The organism is Rhizobium sp. IBUN, assembly GCF_000510625.1.
GTDB lineage: Bacteria > Pseudomonadota > Alphaproteobacteria > Rhizobiales > Rhizobiaceae > Rhizobium > Rhizobium altiplani.
This window is the reverse complement of sequence record NZ_AZNV01000009.1, coordinates 123,125-139,305: the sequence shown is the minus strand read 5'-3', so window position 1 is coordinate 139,305 and position 16,181 is coordinate 123,125. Positions and strand designations below refer to the sequence as shown.

At 58.4% G+C, this 16,181-nt stretch carries 12 protein-coding genes and 4 pseudogenes; 10 read left to right on the top strand and 6 right to left on the bottom strand.

Translation table 11 applies throughout. From position 1 onward, the window contains the following. Positions 1-13: 13 nt before the first annotated feature. Entirely contained in the window at positions 14-397 is a 384-nt protein-coding gene (locus RHIBUN_RS33350; protein ID WP_198021144.1) for a PAS domain-containing protein, read from the bottom strand. A gap of 243 nt (positions 398-640) precedes the next feature. Here RHIBUN_RS33350 and RHIBUN_RS0111285 point away from each other — a divergent pair, with 243 nt between their 5' ends. Together RHIBUN_RS0111285 and tehA are read left to right on the top strand one after the other, a co-directional pair. Continuing rightward, a complete protein-coding gene (locus RHIBUN_RS0111285; protein WP_025659660.1) occupies positions 641-1,516 on the top strand; it encodes an MBL fold metallo-hydrolase in 876 nt (291 codons plus the stop codon). 4 nt (positions 1,517-1,520) lie between these two features. Next, positions 1,521-2,504 (top strand): dicarboxylate transporter/tellurite-resistance protein TehA, encoded by a 984-nt coding sequence (gene tehA / locus RHIBUN_RS0111280; protein WP_025659659.1) that lies wholly within the window; start codon positions 1,521-1,523, stop codon positions 2,502-2,504. Between the two features lies 1 nt (position 2,505). Here the strand turns inward: tehA and RHIBUN_RS0111275 are convergent, their stop codons facing one another. Together RHIBUN_RS0111275 and RHIBUN_RS0111270 are read right to left on the bottom strand one after the other, a co-directional pair. Beyond that, positions 2,506-4,005, bottom strand: coding sequence for a mechanosensitive ion channel family protein (locus RHIBUN_RS0111275; protein WP_025659658.1), 1,500 nt, complete (start codon positions 4,003-4,005; stop codon positions 2,506-2,508). Positions 4,006-4,124: 119 nt separating this feature from the next. Beyond that, a complete protein-coding gene (locus tag RHIBUN_RS0111270) occupies positions 4,125-4,880 on the bottom strand; it encodes an SDR family oxidoreductase (protein ID WP_025659657.1) in 756 nt (251 codons plus the stop codon). A gap of 412 nt (positions 4,881-5,292) precedes the next feature. Between RHIBUN_RS0111270 and RHIBUN_RS37910 the strand changes: the two genes are divergently transcribed. From RHIBUN_RS37910 to RHIBUN_RS0111260, 3 genes and pseudogenes are all read left to right on the top strand, one after another. Beyond that, on the top strand, positions 5,293-5,982 hold the full coding sequence (locus RHIBUN_RS37910) for a LuxR family transcriptional regulator (protein ID WP_025659656.1): 690 nt from the start codon (positions 5,293-5,295) through the stop codon (positions 5,980-5,982). Between the two features lie 61 nt (positions 5,983-6,043). Further along, positions 6,044-6,462, top strand: a pseudogene (locus tag RHIBUN_RS35310) (VOC family protein). 120 nt (positions 6,463-6,582) lie between these two features. Then, positions 6,583-6,882 carry a hypothetical protein gene (locus tag RHIBUN_RS0111260; RefSeq protein ID WP_025659655.1) on the top strand — a complete coding sequence of 100 codons (300 nt, stop codon included), beginning with the start codon at positions 6,583-6,585 and terminating at the stop codon, positions 6,880-6,882. Positions 6,883-7,037: 155 nt separating this feature from the next. On the opposite strand, the pseudogene RHIBUN_RS33345 reads toward RHIBUN_RS0111260, so the two are convergent. Next, a pseudogene (locus RHIBUN_RS33345) lies at positions 7,038-9,357 on the bottom strand (FdhF/YdeP family oxidoreductase). Positions 9,358-9,776: 419 nt separating this feature from the next. Next, the gene (locus RHIBUN_RS0111245; RefSeq protein WP_037215660.1) at positions 9,777-10,661 is read right to left on the bottom strand and encodes an N-acyl homoserine lactonase family protein; all 885 of its coding nucleotides are present in this window, start codon (positions 10,659-10,661) and stop codon (positions 9,777-9,779) included. Between the two features lie 619 nt (positions 10,662-11,280). Between RHIBUN_RS0111245 and RHIBUN_RS37290 the strand changes: the two genes are divergently transcribed. The 5 genes and pseudogenes from RHIBUN_RS37290 to RHIBUN_RS33335 all read left to right on the top strand — a co-directional run. Continuing rightward, positions 11,281-11,469, top strand: a complete 189-nt coding sequence (locus tag RHIBUN_RS37290) for a hypothetical protein (protein ID WP_245271657.1) — start codon at positions 11,281-11,283, stop codon at positions 11,467-11,469. Between the two features lie 23 nt (positions 11,470-11,492). Next, complete coding sequence (locus RHIBUN_RS0111240; protein WP_025659653.1) at positions 11,493-11,882, top strand: response regulator; 390 nt, start codon at positions 11,493-11,495, stop codon at positions 11,880-11,882. 703 nt (positions 11,883-12,585) lie between these two features. Then, positions 12,586-13,575 (top strand): alpha/beta hydrolase, encoded by a 990-nt coding sequence (locus tag RHIBUN_RS0111235; protein ID WP_025659652.1) that lies wholly within the window; start codon positions 12,586-12,588, stop codon positions 13,573-13,575. A gap of 117 nt (positions 13,576-13,692) precedes the next feature. Next, positions 13,693-13,932: pseudogene (locus RHIBUN_RS33340) on the top strand (alpha/beta hydrolase); the annotation flags it as partial. 169 nt (positions 13,933-14,101) lie between these two features. Beyond that, positions 14,102-14,485: pseudogene (locus RHIBUN_RS33335) on the top strand (SDR family NAD(P)-dependent oxidoreductase); the annotation flags it as partial. A gap of 184 nt (positions 14,486-14,669) precedes the next feature. Here the strand turns inward: RHIBUN_RS33335 and RHIBUN_RS0111220 are convergent. Beyond that, positions 14,670-16,076 (bottom strand): hypothetical protein, encoded by a 1,407-nt coding sequence (locus tag RHIBUN_RS0111220; protein WP_025659650.1) that lies wholly within the window; start codon positions 16,074-16,076, stop codon positions 14,670-14,672. Positions 16,077-16,181: the final 105 nt, after the last annotated feature.

Below are 16,181 nucleotides of genomic sequence, written 5' to 3'. Positions count from 1 at the left end.
ACGGAGACACTCGCTACTGTACGGGTTGTACTGGGCCGACTGGATAGATGATCCCGGCGAACTGCGTCATGTCGCGCTCGACGCCCCTGAAACACCGACCGCGGGATGCGACGAGACGGTATATATCGAGTGCGCCTCGAACCCGGTACTCGACGCTGTAGGTCCCGCACGATGCGATGGCATTGTGCATCTGGAGCGCCACTGCCGGGAGGTCGTCCGGGTGTATGCGAGCCAGGTAGGCGGACATTTTTTGCCCGGTCATCGAGACCTCGAAAGGAAAGCCGAAGAGCAGGGCCACAGAGCTGTCGCCAAAAACGAGATCCGTCCCTACGTTCCAGGTGAAAATGCCTGCCTCTTCCAGTTCCAACGCGTCGATCGACTGAAGATCGAAGATCATTGACGGCTCCTGCTCAAAACAACGTGCCTCAATCCGGTACTGCCGCGTCATATTTTTTGCAACTATGAGGCGGTCCTTTCCGTGGGCTTCTAACCAGAACTCACAGAGATGAACAGGCTTCAGATCGGCTCTGCGAAGGCTCACAACAATTCACAACAACGCATTCGCAATGACGGCTTCGACGCGACAAACTTCGGCTTGACCGCGGGAGTTTTCGTCCGCGTGCGAGCTAGGGATTTGATCATGAGTCCAGAACGCGAAATGCTTCCGCCAGGCTCCTTCAACGGCTTCCACACGCTCCGGCACGGCCTGTTTGACATTAAGGTCTTAAGCGACGGCTACATCACGCTGCCAGGCGAGGTTCTCATGCCTGAAGCCGGACGCGAGGAGCGCGTGGCCACCCTCCGGCGGCTTGGCGGGGGCTCGGACAGCGCCCCTTTGCAGACCAACGTTCCGCTGATCCGGAAAGGCACTGATCTCATCTTGGTCGACACCGGGGCCGGAGCCAACTTCCAGCCAAGCGACGGCCGCCTTGCCACCAATCTACACTCTATCGGCGCAGATCCGGCATCCATCACCAAGGTCGTCTTCACCCATGCCCATCCCGATCATTCCGGCGGCACGACGCGACCGGACGGTTCGCTCCTGTTTCCCAACGCGCATTACTACGTCAGCGAGGTCGAATGGTCATTCTGGACGGATCAGGACTACGAAGCCGCGATGCCGAAGGCTTTGCATGAATTTGCCCGTGGCGCCCAGAGGGATCTATTCGCGGTCAAGGATAGACTTACTCTCGTCAAGCCGGGAGACGAAATCGTCTCCGGCATGAGCGTGGTCAGCACGCGAGGGCACACACCTGGCCACATTTCGCTGGAGCTTGCCGGGGACGGCAACTTGCTCATCGCAGGAGATGTCATCCCGAACAATATCGTTTCTTTCGAAAACCCCACCTGGCACTTCGGCTTCGACACAGAGCCGGAAATAGCCCTGGCGAACCGCGCGGTGCTTCTGGACAAGGCCGCCAATGAGAAGCTTCGCGTGCTCGGTTATCACTGGACCTACCCTGGTGTCGGTTATGTCGATCGATACGGAAGCGCCTACAGGTTTGTGGAGGGCTAGAGACATGCATGCTGGAGATCATCGGGGTTTCCCGAGAGTGCCCGCGGGTATGTACGGCATTGTGCTGGGCCTCGCCGGACTTGGCGGCGACTGGAGGCTGGCGCACGAGCTCTGGGGGCTTCCTGCCATGATCGGCGAGGCGGTCAACGCCGTTGCCCTCTGCGTCTGGGCTATCATCAGCGCCTTTTTCGCCGCCAAGTGGATCTTCGCCCGAGAAGAAGCCATGGAGGAGGCCGAGCATCCCGTCCATTGTTGCTTCATCGGCCTTGCGGGCGTCGCGACGATGCTGGTCGCGCGCGCTGTCCTTCCGTATTCGCACTCGATGGCGGTCGTTCTTCTAGCCCTCGGAATGGGGTTCTCGATCGTCTTCGCCACCTGGCGGACGGGCATCATGTGGCGCGGTGGACGCGATCACGAAGCCACCACGGCGATCCTATACTTGCCGACGGTGGCTGGGTCGCTTGTATCGGCCCTCGTGCTCGGTTCTTTCGGATACACGGCGCTTGCGCAGCTTCTGTTCGGCGCCGGAATGTTCACATGGGCTGCAACGGAGTCTGTGCTTCTCCAGCGGCTTCTCACCGCTCCCGAGATGGCGTTGCCACTTCGGCCCACCCTGGGCATCCTTCTGGCGCCACCTGCTGTGGCCTGTGCCGCGTATCTGAGCCTGACGTCCGGCCCCCCGGATCTCTTCGCCAACGGGTTGTTGGGCTACTCTCTGCTTCAGGTCGCACTTCTGATCCGGGCTTCCCCGTGGATCATGAAGCAGCCATTTGCTCCCTCCTACTGGGCGGCCACTCTCGGCACGACAGCGCTCGCATCCGCTTCCATGAGAATGGTGTCCCGCGGGGGCGACAGCATCGGCGCCCAGCTTGCGCCGTACCTGTTCTTCTTCGCCAATATTCTGGTGGGGGCAATTGCGGTGGGAACGATAGCACTGCTGGCACAGGGAAGACTGTTGCCCTCTTCACACATTCGGGCGGCCGAGTAGCTCAATGCGGAAGCCTGAACAGGTGCCGTATCTTGGCAGCCAGCGAAACCGGATGAGCCTCCGCACCAGCGCTGCCATCCGCCCTTAGGTGCTCTTCAGTCTCGACGCGCTTGGCCAAGAGCTGGCTCAGTTCCTCCACAAGCGCCGGGCGCTCGTGCATCACGCTCGCGAGATGATCCTTCGAAATCTCGTAGACGACGACGAAGGTGAGGGCGCGCATCGTTGCGGGCTCCGGCGCCCCCATCAGAACCCCACGTTCGCCGAACAGATCTCCAGGGGCCAGTCGGGTCAGCTCTTCCCGCCCTCCATTGTCGTCGTCCAGCTCGACCGACACGACTCCGCTGCGCACGATCATCAGGGACGTCATGGAGGCATTCTGCGGTGCGATCACCACCCCCTGCTTGAACGTGCACCGCCTCATGCTATTTGCGACCGTCTCCATCTCGTCTTCCGTGAGGGCCGAAAACAGCGGGATCGATGTCAGGAGCCGCCAAGGCGTGCCGGGATGTTTGGAGGAGTCTGACGACGCTGCTTCCATTGGAACGCTCGCCGCCGTCGAGAGCTGGATGCCTGCCGCCTTTGCATGCCGATAAACCAGGTCGAAGATCTCGTTCTTGGCAGTTCTGGTCTGGCCGAGGCTGGCGACCTTGAATGACAATTCGACTTCGACGGCGGAACCGTCGAGACCTGTTACCGACACGGACGGCGGAGGGAACTTCAGGATCGAGTTCGCGCTGAGGAGCACCGTTTTCATTGTCTCCTCGATTGCTGCCGGCGTTCGTGTCGGAAGTGCCCTGATGACCACCTTGGACCCATGAACGGAGTCAGTACCAGTAAGGTTCGTCAGCGTGGCCTTGGCGAGAGTGCTGTTGGGCACGATCACGAGGTCGTTTGTGTCATTGAGCAGATGGGTAGACCGCCAGTTCGTCTCGACCACTTGGCCACGGACGCCACCTTCCACCTCAATCCAATCACCCACTGTATAGGGCCGCCCGAGATTGAGAGCGATCCCCGAAAAGACGTCGTTCAGCGTACTTTGGAGCGCGAGACCGAGCACGATGGCGAAGACGCCGGAAGTTGCGACAAGGGTCCGCACTGGAAGATCGAATACGAAGGCGATGATCGAAAGAGCGGCGCCGAGATAGATAAACGCGACCAGCAAGTCCTGGATCAGGCGTCCCTCCCGAGGCTTTCGCTCGAAGATCAGGAAGACGCGTACCGAACTCGCGAGCACCATCGCCCCGCCCACCCACCAGGTGGCCTTGGCGACTCCGATGAACATCTTGTGGGTGAGATCCTCGTCAACAGTGACCGTCGTCCATGGAGCCACGTCGTGACCGACGAGCAGCACGGTCAGGAGGGCAAAGAACGCTATGTGGACGATGAAGCGGTGGGTTGGGTGACCCCGAACAAGGGTTCTCGCCACGACGAGCACAATGACCAACGCCGCGAACTGCGTGATCGGATCGAGTACAAGGCGGAGGGCATCGCCTGGATTCATGGCGTCACTTCATGTGGTAGGTTTCGATCCGCGCAATTGACAGTGCAAGGGTTGCTCTCGTCAAGGAGGGTTGTGACGAGAGTTGGATGGGCGGCCGAGGGACGACCGCCCATGGAAACTCAGACCTGCGCTTTGCCGCCATCGGCGAAAAGCTCGACGCCGTTCACGAAGCTGGAGTCGTCGGATGCTAGGAAGAGCGCCGCCTTGGCAATCTCCTCAGGTTCGCCAACACGGCCAAGCGGAATTGACGAAGAGAAGGAATCCAGGAAGCCCTGCTGCACGGTCTTGTCGTCACCGACGAGTTCCACGAGGCCGGGAGTGCGGGTCGGTCCGGGCGACAGCACGTTGACGCGTACACCCGTGCCCTTGAGATCAAGCGCCCAAGAGCGTGCCAGGTTGCGGACAGCCGCCTTCGAAGCCGAGTAGACGGAGAAGGCTTCCGTGCCCTCGACACTGGTCGTGGAGCCGATGAGGACGACCGACGCGCCCTTGCCGAGAAGGGGGAGCGCCTTCTGCACGGTGAAGATCACCGCCTTGACGTTGCGCCCGAAGGTGTCGTCCACTTGCTCTTCCGTGATCTGCCCAAGCGGCAGCACGCTTCCGCCACCGGCGTTGACGACGAGGGCGTCCAGTCGGCCATGGTCGGCCTTCACCTGTGCGTACAGGCGGTCAAGATCGTCCATGTTTGTGGAGTCGGCGTTGACAGCGGTTACCTTGCCGCCGATCTCGGCTGCCGCCGCGTCGAGCAATTCTTTCCGGCGTCCAGTGATGTAGACGTGCGCGCCCTCGGCGGCGAACAGCTTGGCGGTTGCCAATCCGATCCCGCTGTTGGCGCCGGTCACGATGGCGACCTTGTTTTCAAGTCTTTTGGTCATTCGTTTCTCCATAATGAGGACGTGCAAAGGCGTTCGGCCAGAGCACACTCGGGCTGTTGAGGGCATGATGAAGTTGGGGAGCAACCGGGGCGCTCTCATCCTTATGAAACACCGCCGCTCGACGATGACCCGAATATAGCTGGCTCAAAGCTGCGCGGCTTTCGATTACGTCGGATGGATTTATCCCCATGCGGCACAATTGCGAAAACGGCTTCCGCCTCGTGACGGAAGCCAACGTCGAACTCAGGAGGGGGGTGTTCACCCAGGTCCGCTGTTGTTGCGGAGGTAGGTGCTGGTCGGGACGGCGCCAATGCCCCAAATTTGGCGTATGCAGCGGATCGGAACGAAGCCGTCTAACGCAAACTCACAGCGAGACTGCGCAAATCGTGATAGAGACGGCTAGGGGTAGGTCATGGGCCATCACGATCATCACATCTGGGATAGGGAACCCCGCCGACTGGCGACTTTCAAAAGCGCGGTAGGCGAACTGGTGGGGAAGTTCGGTCTCCACTTCTACCTGGCTTCCGTGTTTCCGGAGGCCGATCGTGGCTGCCTTCTCGAGAACCTGATCACGACCAATTGGCCAGACGATCTCCTGCAAAGCTATCGGTCGACCGATATGTTCAGCCAGAGCACGGTCGTTGCGAAGCTGAAGGAAAGCGTGCTCCCGGTTTCGTCGGAGGAATTGCTCTTCGCCCGTGCGGAGAAGCAAGGCGTGGTCAGCAAGATCGCCGGGGTCTTCTACGACGACGGTTTCGCCTGCAATCTTGGGATTTCCCTGCATGACGCCAAGGGCCGACAATATCTTTTCATGCTCTCGGGATCGAACTGCTCGGAAGCGGAACTCGCCGATCTGGTTTTCGACCTGATGACCGCCTTGGACAATCTCACGCGCGGGGGCAGCGACCTCAAGCTTCTCTCGCGAAGGGAAATCGAGTGCCTCCGCTGGTCGGCGGCAGGCAAGAGCAGCGAAGAGATCGCCATCATCCTCAGCCTGAGCAGCCACACGGTTACCGCCTACCTGAAGACCGCGATGAAGAAGCTGGACGTGACAACCCGCATTCAGGCAGTCGTCATGGCGTATCGGCTGAAGTTGCTCTGAAAAGGACGGCCCCGACCAAGGCTTTCGAACGTAGACTTGGACTCGATGCCAACGACGGAAAATCCTCAATATCGCGATTGTCGTCGAAGACCTTGAAGCGGGCATCGAGTTCTTCCTGGAACTCGGGCTAGAACTCGAGAAGCAGACGGCCATAAGGCGAATTGGCCGGAAAAACTCACGGGGCAGGCAATCAGCGGATCGACGCCGCGATGATGCGGTCGGCAGATGGCAACGCCAGAGTCGAACTTGCCCGGTCTCTCGACCCCATCGTCGTTGCAGACATCGGACGGCTCCCGCGAATTCCTTGGGATATCTCTACGCAATGTTTGCGGTGGCCGACCTCGAAGACATGATCGAGCGTCTCGAAAGGCGAGGGGGACGGTTTGCCGGCGAAATCGGCAATACAAGGATGCTTATCAGCTCTGCTACATGCAGGGGGCGAGGGGATCGGGCCGTGCCAAGTGCTCTGACGCGTGCTGAACATCAGTGCTGCTGGCCGAACCCCGTATCCTTGGCCGGTGTCCTGAAGTTGCCATCGTTTGCCGCGAACAACGTGTCGCCGACATCCGGCCCGATTCGAAACGACACGAGGAATTTCTGATGCTGAAGAACGCGATTGCCACAGCCATTGGCCTTCTTTCCCTTGCACCGCTGGCCAATGCCTCAAGCGATGGGGCCTGGAACGCGTTGTTTGCAAAGGCCAACGGCACGTGCATCGGCCAGTCGCGCATGTTGTCGCCGGAAGCGACTGCGCCAGTCGTTTTCGACGACGCCACGGGGAAGATCGCAGTCCTCCTTCGGGAGAAGAGCCAGAAGACGAAGAAGATGGTCAACGTCATCTGCCTGTACGACAAGAAGTCTGGAAAGGCTTCGATCGCAGAGTATCAGTGGGGGCAGTAACGAATTTTGCTCGACGTCCCCGGATGTCGGCCGCCGAACGAGACGGGAAGCGGCGTGCCAGTGGAAGCCTCAACCCCTTGGAAGTCGCCACCGGTGCCGCGTTTTTCCGATCCCGCGATGAGCAGGTTTCCATTGATGGTCATCGTCGAATTTCCCTACTGGGTTTCGGGGCTTGATACAGGAACCCGAGTTTCCGGTGTCACCACCACCGGAACCCCCTTATATGAGGGTGTACCCGATTGCCGATCGAAATGAGAAAGCGACATCAGCGCGTTCATTTCGGGGTAATAGCCCGCAACACAGCCAATTGGAATGTCGTACGCCACGGCTGTCAGACCACTGATCAAATGCGACGGCTCGTCGCCGATGAGGCCCCGGATGTCAATCCGATCTCCATCGGCAAGGCTGCGGCGGGCCAGGTCCTCCACGCTCATGAAGACGACGTCGCGGCGACCGAAAACCCCACGATAACGATCGTCGAGGCCGTAGACCGTCGTGTTGTATTGATCGTGGCTGCGGATTGTCGTTAGTATTAGGGCGTGCTTTCCGGCAAGCGCCGGATCTTCTCGCAGTCCGGGGGCGACCAACAAATTCGCCTTGCCGCTCGTCGTGTTCCAGCGACGAAACGAGGCCGCAACATCCAGCCGGAATCCACCATGTTTGCGGACGCGGGTGTTGAAATCGAAGAAATCTGGGAACACTGCCTCGATCTTGTCGCGGATGCGATCATAATCGCCCTTAAGACCGTCCCAGGCTATCCCGTGCCGAGTGCCGAGCGTGGCCTTGGCGATTCCGGCGATGATAGCAGGTTCAGATCTAACCATGTCGCCCGGTGGCTTTAGGAACCCTCGTGATGCATGCACCATCGACATGGAATCCTCGACAGTGACTGCCTGAGGACCCGAAGCCTGGGTATCGAGGTCTGTCCTGCCAAGACACGGCAGAATAAGGGACGTCTTTGCTGCAAGCAGGTGGGAGCGGTTCAGTTTCGTTGCGATATGGACGACGAGATCAAGTTTTCGCATTGCCGCGAAGGTGACCTTGTGATCTGACATCGCGACTGGAAGATTTCCTCCAAGGCAAATCAACGCTTTAGAGTGCCCAGCGATGATCGCTTCCATAGCCTCAACAGCGTTGTGCCCCTTGGTTTCGCGGGGCCGGAACCCGAAGGCCCTTTCCATGCCGTCCAGAAGAGCATCGTTCGGGATCTCTGTGATACCAACGGTGCGGTCGCCCTGGACGTTTGAGTGGCCACGGATTGGAGCAATGCCAGCCCCTTGGCGGCCGATGTTCCCTCGCAGCAGGAGCAAATTGGCGATCTGCTGAACGTTCGACGTACCCCTAGCGTGCTGTGTGATGCCCATTCCGTAGCAAACAATGACATTTCTGGCGTGAGCGTAGACCGCCGCAGCGCTTTCGATTGCCTTTTGTGACAATCCGCTTGCCGAGACGATTTCTTCCCAACTGGTAGCTTCGATATCAGCCGCGAGGTCCTCTATGCCGATCGTGTGTTCTGCGATGAATCCGCGATCCAATACGCCTGGCCCCCCCGCGGTTCAGACTTTCAGCGTCAAGGGCGAAGACAGCCTTCATGATGCCCTTGAGTGCAGCAAGGTCGCCGCCAACCCGCAGCTGATGATAGGCAGAAGCGATGCGGGTTGAGGAAAGCGTGACCATCTCGATCGGATCCTGCGGCGCCGCAAAGCGCTCCAGTGCCCGCTCCTTTAACGGGTTGAAAACGATGATTGGCACACCGCGGCGGGATGCTTCATGAAGAGTGGACATCATGCGTGGGTGATTTGTGCCGGGATTGTGCCCAAAGCTGAAAATGGCGTCGGCATGGTCGAAATCTTCGAGGGTTACAGTGCCCTTGCCCACCCCGATGGATTCGGGCAAGCCGACGCTGGTGGCTTCATGGCACATGTTCGAGCAGTCCGGAAAGTTGTTGGTGCCGAAGGCACGCACGAAAAGCTGGTAGAGGAACGCTGCCTCGTTGGAAGCTCGTCCAGACGTGTAGAATTCCGCTCTGTCGGGATCATCAAGTTTGTTGAGTCCGGCAGCTACCAGCGCAAATGCCTCGTCCCAGGCGATCGGCTCATAGTGGTCCGTCTTGGCATTATACCGTAGCGGCAGGGTCAATCGGCCCGCATCTTCGAGCTGATGATCGGACCACTCCCATAGTTCTGAAACTGTATGTTGCCGGAAAAAGTCTGCATCCGTCCGCTTCGCGGTGGACTCCCACGTGATGGCTTTGGCACCATTCTCGCAGAATTCGAAGGACGAGGTGTGCTTGGGATCTGGCCAGGCACATCCCGGGCAGTCAAAGCCCTCGGGTTGGTTTGCCTTCAGCAGCGTTCGGCTGCCCTGAGCAACAATCTGCTGACGCGCCAGTGTCTTCGCGACCGCCTTCAAGGCATCCCAGCCTCCAGCTGGGTGATCGTATTCTTCGATTCCGTCTGGACGTCGCTTCGTCATCACTGGCTCCTTGCATGGCGTTTCAAGCAAATGGAGGCGCCGCCCACCACGACGGCGGCGTTCGTTTCCATCACATAGCGCAGTTGGGTGCCGAGGGGACCGCAAATTGTCACCGCTTGGAAGTGCGAGCTATGTAAGCTTCGGCGATGAACACAGGGCATGTCATTAATCCGAACATGTCAGAAAAACTGTTCAGTCCGTAAAACTTCACCACAAAGTCGAATGGGATGGGCGTGGGAGTGTATGTCAGCCGCGCAATCGTCGAGAGGACCGGCCGTCTTTGGGCTGAAGCAAATGATCCACACGGAGCAGTCTTCAACTTCTCAATCCCTGTGCGAGGGCATGGAGACAGTCGGATGGAGCGAACGCTTAGGAGTGATGCGTCCTCGCGCGTCGACAGCGAAACTCTCGGTTCTGTCTCAGTCGTAGAAATCCGGCAAAAGCTTGAGCCCATCTGCTTGGTGCTTGTCGTGGTTGATAAAAAGCTGCGCATCGTAGTCGCTCATTATTTTCTTGATCCGGTCCATGGACGAGATGGATTCGAGCTTGTCGACATTCAGCGCGGGAACAATGTCTCGCTCGAAGTTGTCCTCGAGATGCGCTACATCGCCGGACAGGATGACGTAACCAGTCTTGGCTAAATGGACCATCAGTGACTGGCTTCCTGGGGTATGCCCCGGCGTGGACATCAATCTGACACTGCCGTCGCGGAACAAGTCGACGTCGCCAGTCACGAGTTCGAGACGGCGAGGATGTCCGAGCAGCTTCCAAGCAAGTTGCACGAGGGTATTGAGGTTCGGGTCTGAAGGTGGTGGCGAATTGATCCATTCGTATTCTGCCTTCTGCATCACGACTGTAGCCGCCGGAAAAAGACCGACGTTTCCGATGTGATCGCCGTGTGTATGCGACAAAACTACATAGTCGATATCGGCTGGCTTCAGTCCAATTTGAGCCAGCTGCGAGGAGATCGTCCTGTCGAGATGGTAGACGATTAGACTGGGAAGTGTCGACCAGCCCTTTGGATCGCCGACGGCGGTCTCAGGTACCCCAGTATCCCACATGACGTACTCGTTCTCGTGCTGGATGAGATAACATGTTGAGGAGAATTCAATCGCCTTGCCCTTATTCTCGCCGGGCGTCCAGACAGACTCGTCATTGGCGAGAGAATGGCCGCAGTCGATCCGGTAGAGCCGATCGATCGTTGCAGCCGAGCTTTTTGCATCCGTCGCCGACAGTTGCGGGGGGTGTGCCGTTGCAAAGACCGCGAGGCAAAGGGCTTGAGAGATTGCAAAACGGAATTTCATTATGTGTCTCCGATATTGCGCCATGGACGTTTGCTCGCGCGGCGGTCGGGAATTTCGTGATGTCCGAACAACATCCGCGGCATCCGAGGTGATCGAATAACGTTAGCTAGACGGCGGAAAACGTGTAATTGCACTTAGGTATGGAATGTAATCGCTGTTCCACTTCAGGATCGTCAGAGCACCACGGAGGTCCGTCATCTGGACCGTCGCTCCCGAGTCTCAGGCCGTGAATCTTCCCGAGGAAAAGTTGCCGCCTTGATCACGCATCGCCATTTGTGATCCTTCGGATCCGTCGTGCGCTGCGTCCCATGGCACACGGACGAGGAACCCGAGCGAGGTCTCTTCCGGCGCACGGCTCTCAGAAACTCGCGCCATTCATAGCGATCTCTGCGATCGTAGAGACGGCACCGGTGCATCACCGCCGAACTTCGGACAGCAACCCGCATGATCACGCTGCCACCCATCTCGTTCCTCGTACCTTTCCACGAGGGCTCCTCTGGGGCGCTAAGGCGGCCGCAAACGTTCGGACCGACTTCGAAAATCTCACCAGGCGCGAACAGGAAGTGTTGGCCGTCGTGGTGGAAGGGAGGCGCATAAGCAGATTTCAGCGACACTGGGCATGACAGAGGCGACAGTCAAGCTGCGCCGTGGAAATGTCATGCGGAAGATGCACGCTAAACCACTACCCGAGCTCGTTGCTACGATCTGCTCGACTTCGACGAGCAGCGGGATTCCTCGACCAAAGGCTAGGTTCCTCGCAATTTTTACAGACATAAGTCGCATTGTGAGCGGGTCGATACAATCATAGGATCATCGAAATAGGATCGATCGATGGTTGACGCTTCGAAGCTCTCTCTGGTCGTGTGCGTCGAGGATGACGAACTAGTTCGCGACGCTCTCCGGGGACTCCTTCGTGCATCGGGCATCCGCGTTGCTGCATTCGCTTCTGCAGAAGAATTCCTCAATTCCCCGGATCTGCGAACCGCGGCCTGTCTCGTGACAGATGTGCAGCTTGGCGGCATCTCAGGACTGGACCTCTTGGACAGGCTCTCCGGGATGGCAATTTCGATGCCTTCGATACTCATCACCGCCCATTCCGATGTCGCGACCGGCGACCGGGCGAGGAACTCAGGCGCATTGAAGATTTTCGTAAAACCCGTCAGCCCTGCAGATTTGCTAGACACAATAAGGGACGCGCTGGCGGCCGATCCGCCTGACTGATTTCGGGGCTGGGTTCATGGACGACGGCCTTTGTGCGCACTCGGATTTGGCAGTCTCGTCCACAGCCTTCTGTCCCGAAAATCCCATAGCGGCTCACGCCATCTCATTCGACTACAATCAACGACGTGATGCGCAACCTAGCGGGCGATCTGACGGGCTCATCCATTTGTAATCCCGCAAGGTCGCACATCTGAGAACCGAAACGAAAGCGATCGTTCGCGGACCGCGCCATGCCCGCATTACTTGATCCAGCTCAGGGCGCTCCGGAGGCGGGGCCTCGCGGAGCTCAGGGCGCTCCGGAGGCGGGGCCTCGCGTAATCCCCGACGCGAGGGCCTGTTCCTTTCTGTCGCGATCGGCGTGAATTCAACGAGTGTTCTGAACTCAGAGACCTGAGGAGGGTCGCCCGCTCAGAGAGCTTCAAGCCTCACAACAATGCATTGCCGATTGCGGTGACAAGACTATCCCGGTGCGGGAGCTCGACAATTCGCCTTATGGCCATCCGGGACCGGACATGGTCGAGTGAAACCAGACCTAGGTCGGGGGTTCAGGCAGCTCGGCTGCCTCCGGAGATACCTCACGCGAATTCACGACGACTTACGACAATTAACTCGTCCTAGAGCTTCGTCTGGGGTAGCAATCTAGGCATCCGACGGCCGACCATGCCCACGATCCATCAGTTTCGCCGTCACTTTGGAGGTTGAAATGAACAGATTGATGCTGAGCCGGGCAACGCTTGTGTTGGTGTTCGCACTCTCCGCGTCCACAGCCATTCCAACGACATCCCTTGCCGCCAAGAAGTCCGCAGCCGCCCACGAACTTATCGTGCCTCAGGTCGCCTACCACACGGTTGATATTGACGGCACCAAGGTGTTCTACCGTGAGGCGGGGCCAGCCGACGCTCCGGTCGTGCTCCTGCTGCACGGCTTCCCGACGTCGTCGCACATGTTCAGGAATCTGATTCCGATCCTTGCTGACAACTACCATGTGATCGCGCCCGACTATCCCGGCTTCGGTCAGAGCGACGCGCCCGATCACACCAAGTTTGACTACAGCTTCCAGCACTATGCGGACATCGTCGACAGCCTGATGGGCAAGCTGGATGTCAAGCAATATGCAATGTATGTCATGGATTACGGCGCCCCCGTCGGCTATCGGCTCGCATTGAAGCACCCCGATCGCGTGTCGGCGCTGATTGTCCAGAACGGCAACGCCTACGAGGAAGGCCTCAAGGAATTCTGGGATCCGATCAAAGCATACTGGAAGAACGACACGCCGGAGAACCGCCAGGCATTGATGGTCCTGTTCAAGCCTGAAACGACGAAGTTCCAGTACACCGATGGGATGAGCGATATCACTCATATCGACCCCGACAACTGGGGGCACGACCAGGCGCTTCTTGATCGTCCCGGAAACAACGACATTCAACTGGACCTGTTCCACGACTATGGGACGAACGTCCCCCTGTATCCGAAATTCCAGGAATTCTTCCGCGAGAACAAGCCGCCGACCCTTATCATCTGGGGCAAGAACGACAAGATCTTCCCGGCTGACGGCGCGTCGCCATATCTTCGAGATCTGCCCCACGCCGAGATGCACCTCCTCGACACCGGGCATTTCGCGCTCGAAGACAAGCTTCCCGAGATGGCGCCTCTGATCCATGATTTCCTCGATCGGAAGCTCAGCCGAAACTAGATCGAGGTCTAGCCACCACGCACGCCTCCCTGCGTGGGGGCGCTCTCTTCATTGAGACTGTCAACACTGATGGAGCCGGCTGGTGCGCCAGAGCATGATGGGCGCTGGGAACGCGCATACGAATGCATCAAGGCCTTCTCCGAAACGGACTTCACTGAGGACTCGAAGAAAATCGACGTCCCTGTCTGCGTGATTTACGGGCCTGACCATCAAATCGTCCCCTACAAGGATGCTGCCGAGCTTTCCTTGAAGCTCCTGAAGCACGGTACGTTGAAGCTATAGGATGGATGCCCTCACGGAATGCTGTCCACTCATCCAGAAGTCCTGAATCCGGACATTCTGGCGTTCGTCAAGGCGTCACCCGACTTTCCAAGAGCTATCAGTCGCGTCTCCCGGTTGCCCGTTACAAAGCCCGCGTCCGATCTCGCAGGAACTCACAGCCTTTCCCTCCAACTTCTTAGCCATGCTGAAACGCTCGGGGTACGGTCGTTATCGTGGATCTTTCTAGCTGCCATAGGAGTTGGAGATGCGACTTGAAGGAAAGGTAGCCGTTGTCACCGGAGCGAATAGCGGCATCGGCCTTGCCTCGGCCAAGCGCTTTGCAGAGGAAGGCGCCCGAGTGTTTATGACGGGGCGACGCAAAGAGCAGCTCGATGAAGCTGTGCGTGAGGTCGGCCGAAACGCCCGGGGCGTTCAGGGCGATATCGCCCGCCTGGAAGACCTCGATCGGCTTTACGAAGTCGTGAAGGCTGAGGCCGATCATCTGGACATCGTCTTCGCCAACGCAGACGGCGGCAGGGTTCGCACCGTTCGGCTCGATATCGGAGGAAGATTATGATCGCACCTTCGACATCAACGTGAAGGGCACGCTCTTCACCGGCAGAAGGCCCTGCCGCTACTGAAGGATGGAGAACTCCTGCGCCTGAATTTGCAGTGATCAGCGATTCCTGGTGGATGGATTTCGGCTTTGTCCGTCATATTGGACGAGTTTTCGTCTCGAGGACGTAACGCGGGACTCCGTTGTCGCCACTCTGCCCGTTGGTCGGGCGGGCCGCAATTGCGCGCAAGGGGCAGTCTGCCGGCGCCAGCGGATTCTAACTTGATGCAAGGCTGATTTCCGACAATGCAGACAACGAGGCGCTGTGCGACACCTGCATTGTTGCCGATATCGAACTGCTTGTAGGAACCTCGTAGGTAGCATTCAGGCGACGGGCCACGACATCGTGGTTCAACCACTGGATTGGGCCGCCCGGTGATGACGATGCACCGAAGATCAGCTGACCCGTCGCTTCGACCACAAGCGCGCTCAGTAGATCGCTGATGAGGACCTTACCGCTGCGGTGCATTGCGGTGACGTCATTCGAGGTGCCGATCGTCAAATCAGCCTGTGCCTGACTGTTGGGCATTGGCCATGCTGAGAAGTCGTAGAATGGAACCATGACGTCGCTCCCTTGCAGGTCTCTGATCTTCGCAATGACGTCTTCCAACGTGAACCCGTCTGACAGCAGCTCCTCGCATGCCCGCCATTGTTCGTCGGCCCACTGGCCGCCGTTCTCTTTTCTCAACGCCAGCAGGAGCGGAATGAGAGGCAGCTCGATGCCCGTGAACACGTCCGAGGAATTCGTCCGGATTTCGGGGCAGTTATAGACGGTCGCCTTCACACCCTTGGACCACGCATCTTCGGCAATGCCTTCGAGGCGCATTTTGGCATAGCCCTGGGTGTAGTTGGTATAGGTCTGCCAACGATACTCGCCGTCGATCAGGATGCCCGTTCCGTGGTAACCGTATGCCGTATATCGAACTTGGCCGCCCGAGGCTTCGATACGCTCGCGGATCGCCCCGCTGAAATCGATCAGATGTCGGAACGTGTTGGCCGAGACTTCGTCGAAATTCCGAAGAATCAACTTGCCCATATCACTGTCGAGCAGTGCCTGCGATGACATGTGGCGCGGACCCGTTCCCTTGTAGATACGGTTTGCGACAACAAGGAACACCTTCGCCTTCGGAATGCCCCCGGCCATCGTGTGCGCGAAGAATACGTTGCTACCTTCGGGGATCATACCGTCGAGGATTGTCATTACCTGTGCCAGCGCATCCGTGAACCGTTCCGTGGCGACGGCCTGACACGTTTCGATGCAATCCCAGTCAAGTTTTTCACGCTCCCAGCTTTCCAGCGTCAGGCCTGCCAGAAGGTCGGTAGGAGTGGGGCCGCCCCCGGGAGCATCGAGGTCGAAACCAGCCATCAAGGGGATGTTGATAATCTCGCCGCCCAGCCGCGCCTCGGCTTCCGAAAGCTCTTGATCCGTCAGGGGCCGCAGGCCATTGTTCTCGTCTCGACGCCCGACCGTGATCCCAACGATCCGCATTCCCGCTTGCCGAGCCTGATCGACGAGACCAGTTGCATAGCCACGGCCGAACAGTTCGCCAAACAGGACGAAGATATCGCCGTTTCGAAACACCGTGTTTTCGGAGATGGTTTCCAGCGAGATTGGATTGTTCATGAGTTCATTTCTTCAATCGTCAGCGTCGTCGGACTCTAATTGTACAAAGCCAGCTTCGTTGGAAAGTCATTTAAAGTGACCGAACATCTCAAAACGTGAAGTAAC

What these genes read in the sequence shown, in the direction of transcription:
- RHIBUN_RS33350 (WP_198021144.1), bottom strand. Translation starts at nt 397, where the DNA reads ATGATCTTCGATCTTCAGTCGATCGACGCGTTGGAACTGGAAGAGGCA.
- RHIBUN_RS0111285 (WP_025659660.1), top strand. Translation starts at nt 641, where the DNA reads ATGAGTCCAGAACGCGAAATGCTTCCGCCAGGCTCCTTCAACGGCTTC.
- tehA (WP_025659659.1), top strand. Translation starts at nt 1,521, where the DNA reads ATGCATGCTGGAGATCATCGGGGTTTCCCGAGAGTGCCCGCGGGTATG.
- RHIBUN_RS0111275 (WP_025659658.1), bottom strand. Translation starts at nt 4,005, where the DNA reads ATGAATCCAGGCGATGCCCTCCGCCTTGTACTCGATCCGATCACGCAG.
- RHIBUN_RS0111270 (WP_025659657.1), bottom strand. Translation starts at nt 4,880, where the DNA reads ATGACCAAAAGACTTGAAAACAAGGTCGCCATCGTGACCGGCGCCAAC.
- RHIBUN_RS37910 (WP_025659656.1), top strand. Translation starts at nt 5,293, where the DNA reads ATGGGCCATCACGATCATCACATCTGGGATAGGGAACCCCGCCGACTG.
- RHIBUN_RS0111260 (WP_025659655.1), top strand. Translation starts at nt 6,583, where the DNA reads ATGCTGAAGAACGCGATTGCCACAGCCATTGGCCTTCTTTCCCTTGCA.
- RHIBUN_RS0111245 (WP_037215660.1), bottom strand. Translation starts at nt 10,661, where the DNA reads ATGAAATTCCGTTTTGCAATCTCTCAAGCCCTTTGCCTCGCGGTCTTT.
- RHIBUN_RS37290 (WP_245271657.1), top strand. Translation starts at nt 11,281, where the DNA reads ATGACAGAGGCGACAGTCAAGCTGCGCCGTGGAAATGTCATGCGGAAG.
- RHIBUN_RS0111240 (WP_025659653.1), top strand. Translation starts at nt 11,493, where the DNA reads ATGGTTGACGCTTCGAAGCTCTCTCTGGTCGTGTGCGTCGAGGATGAC.
- RHIBUN_RS0111235 (WP_025659652.1), top strand. Translation starts at nt 12,586, where the DNA reads ATGAACAGATTGATGCTGAGCCGGGCAACGCTTGTGTTGGTGTTCGCA.
- RHIBUN_RS0111220 (WP_025659650.1), bottom strand. Translation starts at nt 16,076, where the DNA reads ATGAACAATCCAATCTCGCTGGAAACCATCTCCGAAAACACGGTGTTT.